Source organism: Pseudomonas sp. TH49 (assembly GCF_016650625.1).
Taxonomy (GTDB): domain Bacteria; phylum Pseudomonadota; class Gammaproteobacteria; order Pseudomonadales; family Pseudomonadaceae; genus Aquipseudomonas; species Aquipseudomonas fluorescens_H.
In genome coordinates this window covers 947,519-958,915 of the sequence record NZ_JAEKFL010000001.1, presented here as the reverse complement: position 1 = coordinate 958,915, position 11,397 = coordinate 947,519, and the positions used below count along the sequence as shown (strand labels likewise).

9 protein-coding genes are annotated in these 11,397 nt (G+C 61.2%); 7 read left to right on the top strand and 2 right to left on the bottom strand.

The annotated features are described in order from the left end of the window. The first annotated feature begins 14 nt into the window (after nt 1–14). The 7 genes from hfq to JFU48_RS04410 all read left to right on the top strand — a co-directional run bounded on the left by hfq (nt 15) and on the right by JFU48_RS04410 (nt 8,649). The gene (hfq, locus tag JFU48_RS04440; RefSeq protein WP_003221112.1) at nt 15–275 is read left to right on the top strand and encodes an RNA chaperone Hfq; all 261 of its coding nucleotides are present in this window, start codon (nt 15–17) and stop codon (nt 273–275) included. Nucleotides 276–287: 12 nt separating this feature from the next. After that, the gene (gene hflX / locus JFU48_RS04435) at nt 288–1,589 is read left to right on the top strand and encodes a ribosome rescue GTPase HflX (protein ID WP_003221114.1); all 1,302 of its coding nucleotides are present in this window, start codon (nt 288–290) and stop codon (nt 1,587–1,589) included. Between the two features lie 96 nt (nt 1,590–1,685). After that, complete coding sequence (hflK, locus tag JFU48_RS04430; protein WP_003221116.1) at nt 1,686–2,861, top strand: FtsH protease activity modulator HflK; 1,176 nt, start codon at nt 1,686–1,688, stop codon at nt 2,859–2,861. Next, nucleotides 2,861–3,730 (top strand): protease modulator HflC, encoded by an 870-nt coding sequence (hflC, locus tag JFU48_RS04425; RefSeq protein WP_003221118.1) that lies wholly within the window; start codon nt 2,861–2,863, stop codon nt 3,728–3,730. Before hflK ends, hflC begins: the two co-directional genes overlap by 1 nt. A gap of 313 nt (nt 3,731–4,043) precedes the next feature. Further along, complete coding sequence (locus JFU48_RS04420) at nt 4,044–5,231, top strand: ATP phosphoribosyltransferase regulatory subunit (RefSeq protein ID WP_103485505.1); 1,188 nt, start codon at nt 4,044–4,046, stop codon at nt 5,229–5,231. A gap of 54 nt (nt 5,232–5,285) precedes the next feature. After that, complete coding sequence (locus JFU48_RS04415) at nt 5,286–6,575, top strand: adenylosuccinate synthase (RefSeq protein ID WP_003221122.1); 1,290 nt, start codon at nt 5,286–5,288, stop codon at nt 6,573–6,575. Between the two features lie 139 nt (nt 6,576–6,714). Then, nucleotides 6,715–8,649 (top strand): methyl-accepting chemotaxis protein, encoded by a 1,935-nt coding sequence (locus tag JFU48_RS04410; protein ID WP_103485504.1) that lies wholly within the window; start codon nt 6,715–6,717, stop codon nt 8,647–8,649. 100 nt (nt 8,650–8,749) lie between these two features. On the opposite strand, the gene JFU48_RS04405 is transcribed toward JFU48_RS04410, so the two are convergent. Further along, nucleotides 8,750–10,315, bottom strand: coding sequence for an ABC transporter permease (locus tag JFU48_RS04405; protein WP_201135940.1), 1,566 nt, complete (start codon nt 10,313–10,315; stop codon nt 8,750–8,752). Beyond that, on the bottom strand, nt 10,315–11,325 hold the full coding sequence (locus tag JFU48_RS04400; protein ID WP_003221127.1) for an iron ABC transporter substrate-binding protein: 1,011 nt from the start codon (nt 11,323–11,325) through the stop codon (nt 10,315–10,317). Before JFU48_RS04400 ends, JFU48_RS04405 begins: the two co-directional genes overlap by 1 nt. Nucleotides 11,326–11,397 lie beyond the last annotated feature (72 nt).

The window sequence follows — 11,397 nt, the reverse complement described above, 5'->3', positions numbered from 1 at the left end:
AAGGAGTGCGGCACATGTCAAAAGGGCATTCGCTACAAGACCCTTACTTGAATACTTTACGTAAAGAGAAAGTTGGGGTTTCCATCTACCTGGTCAACGGTATCAAACTGCAAGGCACGATCGAGTCGTTCGACCAGTTCGTTATCCTGCTGAAAAACACCGTGAGCCAGATGGTTTACAAACACGCTATCTCTACAGTCGTGCCAGTACGTCCAATTCGTCTGCCTAGCGCAACCGAATCCGATGCAGGTGACGCTGAGCCAGGTAACGCCTGATAGGAGTCTCCTTTGTTCTTTGAGCGCCACGGTGGTGGTGAGCGAGTCATTCTCGTTCACTTGGAAGGTCAGGACCCTGAGGCGCGCGAAGATCCGCAGGAGTTTCAGGAATTGGCTAATTCGGCGGGCGCCGAGACCGTTGCGTTTTTTAACGTACCGCGTCATCGGCCAACCGCCAAATTCCTGATTGGCAGCGGCAAGGTCGAGGAATTACGCGACCTGGTCCATGCCGAAAAGGCCGATCTGGTGATTTTCAATCACATTCTCACGCCCAGTCAGGAACGTAACCTCGAACGTGTTTTCGAGTGTCGCGTGATCGACCGTACCGGCCTGATCCTCGATATCTTCGCCCAGCGCGCCCGTACCCATGAAGGCAAGCTCCAGGTCGAACTGGCCCAGCTTGACCACATGAGCACCCGGCTGGTTCGCGGCTGGACTCACCTTGAGCGTCAGGGTGGCGGTATCGGCATGCGTGGCCCGGGTGAAACCCAGCTCGAAACCGACCGGCGTCTGCTGCGGGTTCGTCTGCGGCAGATCAAGGGTCGTCTGGAAAAAGTGCGCAGCCAGCGCGAGCAATCGCGACGCGGCCGCTCCCGTGCGGATATCCCTACCGTTTCTCTGGTGGGCTATACCAACGCCGGCAAATCCACGCTGTTCAATAACGTGACCAAATCCGAGGTGTACGCGGCCGACCAATTGTTCGCCACGCTGGACCCGACCCTGCGCCGTCTGGAACTGGACGACCTGGGGCCGATCGTTCTGGCGGATACGGTAGGGTTCATTCGGCACTTGCCGCACAAGCTGGTCGAGGCATTTCGGTCTACGCTCGAAGAGTCGAGCAACTCCGACCTGCTGTTGCACGTGATCGATGCGGCCGAACCGGATCGCATGTTGCAAATCGAGCAGGTGATGGTGGTGCTGGGCGAGATCGGAGCCCAGGACTTGCCGATCCTCGAGGTATACAACAAACTCGATTTGCTTGAAGGCGTTGAGCCACAGATCCAGCGCGATGCCGATGGCAAACCGCAGCGGGTCTGGCTGTCGGCGCGTGATGGCACGGGTCTGGAATTGCTTGAGCAGGCCATTGCCGAGTTGCTGGGCAGTGATTTGTTTGTGGGGACATTGCGCTTGCCACAACGGTTCGCTCGACTGCGTGCGCAGTTCTTCGAACTCGGTGCGGTACAGAAAGAAGAGCATGACGAAGAAGGCATCTGCCTGCTGGCCGTTCGTTTGCCCCGGGTCGAGTTGAATCGACTGGTAAGCCGCGAAGGATTGCAGCCGATGGAATTCATCGAGCAACACACTTTGCAATAAAAGCCTGGCAAAGCGGTTGTGCCGCGACGGCAGGCATTCTGTAGCATTGGTCGGCGCGCCGTGGGTGCGTCTTTGCTTTATCAGATGGAGAGCGCTATGGCTTGGAATGAGCCGGGTGGCAACTCGAATAATCAGGATCCTTGGGGTGGCAAGCGCCGCAATAACGGCGACCGCAAGGGGCCACCGGATCTCGACGAGGCCTTCCGAAAGCTGCAGGAAAGCCTGAACGGGTTGTTCGGTGGTGGTAAGAAACGCGGTGGTGATGACGGCGGTGGTTCGGGCAGGAGTGGTGGCGGCTTCGGCGGTCTGCTCGGCATCGGCCTCGTCGTGCTGGCGGCTGTCTGGCTGTACAGCGCGGTCTATGTGGTCGATGAGCAGGAGCAAGCCGTGGTGCTGCGCTTCGGCAAGTACTACGAGACGGTCGGCCCCGGCCTGAACATCTACTTCCCGCCGATCGACAAGAAGTACATGGAGAACGTCACGCGTGAGCGTGCCTACACCAAGCAGGGCCAGATGCTGACGGAAGACGAGAACATCGTCGAAGTGCCGCTGACCGTGCAGTACAAGATCAGCAACCTGCAGGACTTCGTGCTGAACGTCGATCAGCCGGAAATCAGCCTGCAGCATGCGACCGACAGCGCCCTGCGTCACGTGGTGGGTTCGACCGCCATGGACCAGGTGCTCACCGAAGGTCGTGAATTGATGGCCAGCGAAATCAAGGAGCGTCTGCAACGCTTCCTCGATACCTATCGCACCGGTATCACCGTCACTCAGGTCAACGTACAGAACGCGGCAGCCCCGCGTGAAGTGCAGGAAGCCTTCGACGACGTGATCCGCGCCCGTGAAGACGAGCAGCGTTCGCGCAACCAGGCTGAAACCTACGCCAACGGCGTCGTGCCGGAAGCCCGTGGTCAGGCCCAGCGTATCCTCGAGGATGCCAACGGTTACCGCGACGAAACGGTCTCGCGCGCCAAGGGTGAGGCTGACCGCTTCACCAAACTGGTGGCCGAGTATCGCAAGGCACCTGAAGTCACCCGCCAGCGTCTGTACCTGGACACCATGCAGGAAGTCTTCAGCAACACCAGCAAGGTACTCGTGACCGGCAACAAGAACGGCCAGAGCAACTTGCTTTATCTGCCGCTGGACAAAATGATTCAGAACAGTTCGGGCAGCAATGCACCGGTGACCGGTTCGGCCGCTGCCAGCAACAACACGGATGTCGCGCCGCATGTCACTGATCTGCCGCAGACACGCACAAGGGAGACCCGCTGATGAGCAATAAATCGCTGATCGCCCTGATCGTTGGCGTTGTTGTGGTACTGGTGGGCTGGAACTGCTTCTACATCGTGGCTCAGACCGAGCGTGCGGTGTTGCTGCAATTTGGTCGTGTGGTTCAGGCCGATGTTCAGCCAGGTCTGCATGTGAAAGTGCCTTACGTTAACCAGGTGCGTAAATTCGACGCACGTCTGATGACGCTGGATGCACCGACACAGCGCTTCCTGACCCTGGAAAAGAAAGCCGTGATGGTCGATGCCTACGCCAAGTGGCGCGTGAAAGATGCCGAGCGCTTCTACACCGCGACTTCCGGCCTCAAGCAAATCGCCGATGAGCGTCTGTCCCGTCGCCTGGAATCGGGCCTGCGTGACCAGTTCGGCAAGCGTACCCTGCACGAAGTGGTGTCGGGTGAGCGTGATGCGTTGATGGCTGACATCACCGCGTCGCTGAACTCGATGGCAGAAAAAGAACTGGGTATCGAAGTGGTCGATGTCCGGGTCAAGGCCATCGATCTGCCGAAGGAAGTGAACCGCAGCGTGTTCGAACGTATGAGCACCGAGCGTGAGCGTGAAGCTCGCGAGCACCGCGCCAAGGGTAACGAGCTGGCCGAAGGCATCCGTGCCGACGCCGATCGTCAACGCCGCGTGCTGCTGGCTGAAGCCTATCGTGAATCCGAAGAGATTCGCGGTGATGGCGATGCCCAGGCTGCTGCGATCTACTCCAAGGCCTACGGTCAGGATCAGGAGTTCTACGGTTTCTACCGTAGCCTGCGTGCCTACCGTGAAAGCTTCGCGAACAAAACCGACGTCATGGTTCTCGACCCAAGCAGCGACTTCTTCCGTTATCTGGAAAAGTCCAAGCCTTGATACGACGTTGACCTGAATCACTCCGCCCGGCGGCTAAAACCTCGGGCGGGGTGATCCTTTGGGAAAACGTGTGTATGATGCGGCAGCCGGGAAATTCCCGGCTTTTTTGCGTCTGCACGTTTGATTGCTGTTTTTTGTTGCAGGCATCGGGTTGAATGGCCCGAGAGTATTTCGAGGAAAGTGATGGGCGAAGCCGGTAACAGGCCTTTCGCCGCGTCGTTCATGCGCGTGCGTTTTGAACGAGTCGGTCATTTTCTGCTTCACTCAAGGCTCGCCCGCAGGCTGGCCGCTCGGATCAAAGGGGAATGGCGTAATGGCAACGGTAGACCGCTGGCTGCTGCCAGATGGCATCGAAGAAGTACTGCCACCGGAAGCTGCGCGCATTGAAGTCGCGCGTCGTCAGGTGTTGGATCTGTTCCAGAGCTGGGGTTACGAGTTTGTCGTGACTCCCCATATCGAGTACCTGGAATCCCTGCTGACCGGTGCGGGCCAGGATCTGGATCTGCGTACCTTCAAGGTCATCGACCCGCAGTCGGGCCGGCAGATGGGTTTCCGTGCCGACATCACGCCGCAGGTGGCGCGCATCGATGCGCACACCCTGCGTCGCGAAGGCCCGAGCCGTCTGTGCTATGCCGGCAGCGTGCTGCATGCCCAGCCGCGTGCACTGTCGTCCTCGCGCAGCCCGATCCAGCTGGGTGCCGAGCTGTACGGCGATGCCAGCCCGAGCAGCGACGTTGAAGTGATCAGCCTGATGCTGGCCATGCTGCAACTGGCCGATGTGCCGGATGTGCACATGGACCTTGGTCATGTCGGCATCTATCGTGGCCTGGCGCGCGCCGCCGGTCTGTCCGGTGAAGTCGAGCAGCAGTTGTTCGATGCGCTGCAACGCAAGGCCATCGACGAGGTCATTACCTTGACCGAAGGCCTGCCGGCCGATCTGTCCGGCATGTTGCGGGCGCTGGTCGACCTGTGTGGCGGCCGTGAAGTGCTGACTGCGGCCCGTGAGCGTCTGGCCAATGCGCCGGCGCCGGTGCTGGCCGCGCTGGAAGATTTGCTGGAGATCGCCGATCGTCTGGCGACGCGTTTCCCGGAGTTGCCGCTGTACTTCGACCTGGGCGAGCTGCGCGGCTACCACTACCACACCGGTGTGGTGTTCGCGGTGTTTGTCCCGGGCGTGGGCCAGTCCATCGCTCAGGGCGGTCGTTACGACGACATCGGCGCCGACTTCGGTCGCGCCCGTCCGGCGACCGGCTTCTCTACCGATTTGAAAACCCTGGTGACCCTGGGGCGTGCTGAGATCGAGCTACCGTCTGGCGGTATCTGGATGCCTGACAGTACGGATGCGGCACTCTGGCAGCAGGTTTGCCAGTTGCGCAGTGAGGGTCAGCGTGTCGTTCAGGCGTTGCCTGGACAACCTTTGGCCGCCGCCCGTGATGCGGACTGCGACCGGCAATTGATTCAGCAGAACGGGCTTTGGCAAGTATCGCCACTGGCTTCTTGAGTTTTCCTGCCGGCCATCGCCGGCACCAAGTTTGCGCGAATGAGGACAAGTGTTATGGGTAAGAATGTCGTAGTCCTGGGCACCCAATGGGGTGATGAGGGCAAAGGCAAGATCGTTGATCTGCTGACCGAACATGCTGCCGCCGTAGTGCGCTACCAAGGTGGCCACAACGCTGGCCACACCCTGGTGATCGACGGCGAGAAAACCGTCTTGCACCTGATCCCGTCGGGCGTGCTGCGCGAAGGCGTGCAGTGCCTGATCGGCAACGGCGTGGTGGTTGCACCTGACGCCCTGCTGCGTGAGATCACCAAGCTGGAAGAGAAAGGCGTACCGGTGCGCGAGCGCCTGCGTATCAGCCCGTCCTGCCCGCTGATCCTGTCCTTCCACGTGGCGCTGGACCAGGCCCGTGAAAAAGCCCGTGGCGAGCTGAAGATCGGTACCACCGGTCGCGGCATCGGCCCGGCTTACGAAGACAAGGTTGCACGTCGTGGCCTGCGCGTGGGCGACCTGCTCAACATGCCGCGCTTCGAAGACAAGCTGCGTGAACTGGTGGATTACCACAACTTCATGCTGGTGGGTTACTACAAAGAGCCTGCCATCGAGTTCGAAAAGACCCTGGCCGAGTGCAAGGAATACGCTGAGCTGCTCAAGCCGCTGATGCTGGACGTGACTGCCGAGCTGCACGACCTGCGTCGCGCCGGCAAAGACATCATGTTCGAAGGCGCCCAGGGTTCGTTGCTCGACATCGACCACGGTACCTACCCGTACGTGACCAGCTCCAACACCACCGCAGGTGGCGTGGCCACCGGTTCGGGCGTTGGCCCGATGTTCCTGGACTACATCCTGGGCATCACCAAGGCTTACACCACTCGCGTCGGTTCGGGGCCATTCCCGACTGAGCTGTTCGACGACGTGGGTGCGCACCTGGCCAAGCAAGGTCACGAGTTCGGCGCTACCACCGGCCGTGCCCGTCGTTGCGGCTGGTTCGACGCCGTTATCCTGCGTCGCGCTATCGATGTGAACAGCATCTCGGGCATCTGCCTGACCAAGCTGGACGTCCTCGATGGCCTGGAAACCATCAACATCTGCACCGGCTACAAGGACGCGCAAGGCAACGCCGTGGCGCCGACCGACGCTGACAGCTACGTGGGCCTGCAGCCTGTGTACGAAGAAGTGCCGGGCTGGACCGAATCGACCGTGGGTGCCAAAACCCTGGAAGAGCTGCCAGCTAACGCTCGTGCCTACATCAAACGCGTTGAAGAGCTGATCGGCGCGCCGATCGACATTATTTCGACGGGCCCGGATCGCAACGAAACCATCGTTCTGCGTCATCCGTTCGCTTGATAAGTCGTTGATGTAAAAAACAAAGGCCCCTTAATCGGGGCCTTTGTCGTTTCTGCCTGTTGGACGGCATGACCTTTGCTGTAAATCTTCCTACAAGAGTGCCATCAAATTAATGGCGTCAGAAGTAGAGGGATTCACAGTGTCGGCCGTTCTCTCACTGTTACAAAGCCGTTTGTTGCGGCCCGTGTTCGTTACCCTTGGTATCGCCCTTTTGGTGCAAGTGCTGGTGGCAGTCGCCCTGACACGAAGCACCGTCACGGCGCTGGAAGCCGATCTCGGCACTCGCCTGGGCGCTGACAGCCAAAAGCTTTCCGGCGAGCTGGAGCAGGCTGGGCGTGAAGTCACCTCGAGCCTCGATAACCTTTCCGCAAGTACCCGGCAGCGTCTGACCGCCGGCCTGTCTTCTCGTCTGAAGGAAGAGCAGGCGCAGCTGCGTACGACTCTGGAAAAAGACCTCAAGGACTCGGCCAACGACATGGCCCAGTTGCTCGCCTCGGTCGCGCCCCGTGCCATGTGGGATAACGACGTACCGACCCTCTCCGAGTTCGCCCGGCGCGCCCAGCGCAATCCCAACGTGCTGTTCGTGGTCTACGACGACGCCACCGGTCAGCACCTGACGCGTTATCTCAATCGCGAAAACCCGATCAACAAGGCCTTGCTGGAAAAAGGCCAGGGCGAGCGTGCGCTCGATAAAGTGCTGGATGCGGCGAAGAACGATCCGTCGGTCTACTACCTCGAGGCCTCGATCAACCCCAATGGTGTGGAAATCGGCAAGGTGCTGATGGGTGTCTCGACGGCGTCGGTGGAAACTGATCTGGCGGCGCTCGACAAACGCTTCTCGGCGCTGATTGCCAGCAGTGATCAACTGGTTGGCGACAGCCTGAAGGGGGCGGCTGCTGACAGCGCCACGGCCATGCGTGCACGCCTGCAGTCGGCGCAGTCCACGGCTGCCGAGATGAAGGCTAATACCGCGAGCACCGTGCAGGATGCCGCGGGGACGCTACGCTGGCGGATCGGCATGGGCCTGGCGCTGGTTGGATTTGGCGTACTGCTGTTGCTGGCGGTGGTGCTCGGTCATCGGGTAGTCAACCGCCTGAAGATGCTCAACGCGGCGATGGATGATCTGGCGGCGGGCGAGGGCGATCTGACCAAGCGCGTGCAGATCAACAGCAAAGACGAGATCGGCGACATGGCGTCGGCGGTCAATCGCTTTGTGGATAAGTTGCAGCCGATTGTGCGCGAGGCGGGCGACGTGGCCCAGCGTACCGGCGTGGAAATCGGCGCCATGACCCTGCGCAATGCCGGTGCCGATGCGGCGGCGGGGATGCAGCGTGATGAAGTGGCGGAAAGCCTGCGCGCGCTGTCGCAAATGGCTGACGAAGCGCAATCGGAAAGCCATGCCATGCAGGCGGCGTTGAAACAGGTGGTGGATATTCGCCAGGCCACCGACGAAAACACTCGGACCTCGGCGAAAGTCGGCAGCCTGATCGAGGCGCTGGCCGGGCAGGTCGACACCGGGGCGAAAGTCATCGAGCGACTGGCGCAGCAGAGCGAACAGATCGAAGTGGTGCTGACGGTGATTCACGGGATCGCCGAACAGACCAACCTGCTGGCGCTTAACGCGGCGATCGAGGCGGCGCGGGCCGGCGAGACCGGGCGCGGTTTTGCCGTGGTCGCGGATGAAGTGCGCGCCTTGGCGAGCAAGACACAAAGCTCCACCGGCGACATTCAGGCGCACATCGTCGCGTTGCAGCAGGGCGCGCGTGAGGCGGTTGAAGCGATCGGCCAGGCCGGGCGTCAGGCCAGCGAGGGTTTGCTGGTGTTGCGCGACAGTGCGCGGCTGCAGCAGTCGGTGCAGGCCTCGGTCGAGCAGGTGCATGCGGCGATCGGTCTGGCGACGCAAGCCGCGGCGCATCAGGCGCAGGGCGCGCAGGCGGTGCGTGGGCGGGTCGAAACGATTCATGCCCAGGCCGAGAAGGCGGCGCAGGCGGTGGTGGAAACTACGGCCAGTGGCAAGGTGCTGGATGGTTTGGCGGCGCAGTTGAAGGCGAGTCTGGGGCAGTTCAGGGCCTGATGTTGCCCTCTTCGCGAGCAGGCTCGCTCCCACATTCGATCGCATTCCTCTGGTGGGACTCGGTCAAGCTGTGGGAGCGAGCTTGCTCGCGAAAGCGGTGTCAGCGGCTCAGATACATCCGCGTCGTCAGCAGATACACCGGCAACCCGGACACCACTATCAACAGCGCCGCATAAGGCGCTGCCGCCGCAAACTCAACATTCGCCGTATGCGCCCATACCTCGGTCGCCAGCGTGTTAAGCCCGGTCGGACTCAGTAGCAACGTCGCCGTCAATTCCTTCATCGCATCCAGAAACACCAGTGCAAACGCCGCGCCCAGTGCCGGGAAGATGATCGGCAGGGTCACTCGGCAAAACGCGGTGAACGACGACGCCCCCAGCGTGCGTGCCGCTTCTTCCAGCTGCGGCGCAGCCTTGTTCAGTGCCGTACGAATCGGTGCCTGCGCCAACGGCAGAAACAGCAACGCATAAGCGATCAGCAGCAATGCCGAGGTCTGGTACAGCGCCGGCACGTAATGCAGGGCGAAATACACCAGCGTCAGCGCAATCACCAGCCCCGGCAAGGCGTGGAGCAGATACGGCAAGCGCTCGGCCCAGATCGCCAGTCGTCCCTTGTAACGCACCACCAGCAGTCCGACCGGCACCGCCAGCAGCAAGCACAGCGCTGCGCCACCGAGCGACAAGGCCAGCGAAGACAGCAGGGCCTCGGTGATCGCCGCGACCGGGAAGGCCGCCGATGAGCCAACCGCCAGCCAGTACGCGAGCATGCCCAGCGGAATCCCGCTGCCGACGATCGCCAGCAGCAGACAATACAGCTGACCGACAACGGCCCATGGCCCGAGACGCACTTGTTCGGCCTGACGCGCCGCGCCTTGGCCTGTGCGCACATGCCGACCCTTGCCGCGCACCCGCAGCTCCAACCACAACAGCATCAGGCACAGCGCGAGCAGCACCGCCGAAAGCATCGCCGCGTTGGCGTTGCTGAACTCCAGTTCGAATTGCTGGTAGATCGCGGTGGTGAAGGTTTGCAGGCCGATGATCGACAGCGCGCCGAACTCGACCAGCATGTGCAGGGCAATCAGCAGCGAGCCGGCCAGCAGCGACGGCCAGAGCAGCGGCAGGGTGACGCGGAAAAACACGCCCCAGCGATTCTGTCCCAAGGTGCGGGCCGATTCTTCAAGGGACGGATCAAGGTTGCGCAGAGTCGCCGCGACCGGCAGAAAGATCAGCGGGTACTTCGACAGACTCATCACCAGAATCGCCCCGCCGAGGCCTTCGAACTGCGCGCTCAACGACACCCAGGTGAAGCTGCTGACGAACGCCGGCACCGCAAACGGCAGGCACAGAATCACGCCCCACAGGCGTCGTCCCGGCAGATTGCTGCGCTCCAGCAGCCACGCAAGCGACAGGCCGATCACGCCGCAAGTCAGCGTTACGCCGACCATCAACGCCAGGGTGTTGCGCAGCAGACCGAATACGTACGGGCGCCACAACAGGTGCAGCGCTTCGGCCCAACCGGCCTGCCAGGCTTTCAGGCCGACATAGGCCAGAGGCAACAGGCTCATGACCACCAGCAATAAAACCGGCAGCACCAGCCAGATCGACGGCCGCTTGCGTCGTGGCACATAACCCCCGCGCGCGGCGGGGGCGGATAACGATGTGGCCATCAGTTCAGGCCAACTTCACGTTCCAGGTCCAAGGCTTCTTCGGCGTTGCCCAGATCGGCCGGGGTCACGTTTGGCGCTTGCAGTTCGCTGAACGGCTTGAGCCCGCGATCCGATTCCATGCCTTTGTGCAGTGGGTATTCGGCGGTGGTCTGGGTGATCACGCGCTGGCCTTCCTCGCTGGCCATGTAGGCGAGGAATTGCTGAGCTTCTTTTGGATGTTTGCTGGATTTGAGGACGGCAGCGCTGGAAACAGTGATCAGCCCGCCGACGTCGCCGCCGGTGAAGTAATGCAGTTTCGAGTCGAGTTTGCCTTTCTCGCGTTGCAGGGCGAACCAGTAATAGTTGTTCACCAGCACCGTGGCGACTTCGCCGTTTTCCACGGCTTTGAGGGCGACCATGTTGTTGCTGTAGGTCTTACCGAAAGCGCGCAGGCCGGTCAGCCATTCTTCAGCGGCGTCGCGACCGTGCATCTTGATGATCGCCACGGCCTGTTCCTGGAAGGCGCCGCTGGTTGGTACGAAACCGACTTTGCCTTGCCATTTCGGATCGGAGAATTCCATCACCGACTTCGGCAGGTCTTTCTCATCGACCAGTTTCGGGTTGTAGGCGACTACACGAACCCGGGCGGTGACACCGATCCAGGTGCCGTTGCCTGCGACGTATTGCTTGGGCAGCACGGCCAGCGTGGCGTCGTCGGTCTTGGCCAGCAGGCCTTGCTCGCCGAGGTTGTTCAGTGGCGGGGATTCTTCGGTGTAGATCACGTCGGCGGGGGAGCGGTCACCTTCTTCGATGACCTGGCTGGCGAGCTGGTTGCTGCTGCCCTTGCGTACATTGACGTGGATGCCGGTCTTGGCCTCGAAAGCCTTGGCGATCGCATCGCCGACTTCCTTGTGTTGACCGTTGTAGAGCGTCAGGGAAACCGCATCGGCTGCCTGGGTGAGGGGAGTGGCGAGTGCCAGGCCGAGCAGGGTGAAGGTCAAGCCGCGGCGCAGGGTATTTCGAAACATCATTCGCAGGGTTCCTCACTGTCGCATTGCAAAAACTTGCAACAATGATAAACGATATTGTTTCTCAAGTGCGCC

Excerpts from the sequence above, each read along its gene's own strand:
- hflK (WP_003221116.1), top strand. The coding sequence starts at position 1,686 with ATGGCTTGGAATGAGCCGGGTGGCAACTCGAATAATCAGGATCCTTGG.
- JFU48_RS04400 (WP_003221127.1), bottom strand. The coding sequence starts at position 11,325 with ATGATGTTTCGAAATACCCTGCGCCGCGGCTTGACCTTCACCCTGCTC.
- JFU48_RS04420 (WP_103485505.1), top strand. The coding sequence starts at position 4,044 with ATGGCAACGGTAGACCGCTGGCTGCTGCCAGATGGCATCGAAGAAGTA.
- hflC (WP_003221118.1), top strand. The coding sequence starts at position 2,861 with ATGAGCAATAAATCGCTGATCGCCCTGATCGTTGGCGTTGTTGTGGTA.
- JFU48_RS04405 (WP_201135940.1), bottom strand. The coding sequence starts at position 10,315 with ATGGCCACATCGTTATCCGCCCCCGCCGCGCGCGGGGGTTATGTGCCA.
- hfq (WP_003221112.1), top strand. The coding sequence starts at position 15 with ATGTCAAAAGGGCATTCGCTACAAGACCCTTACTTGAATACTTTACGT.
- JFU48_RS04415 (WP_003221122.1), top strand. The coding sequence starts at position 5,286 with ATGGGTAAGAATGTCGTAGTCCTGGGCACCCAATGGGGTGATGAGGGC.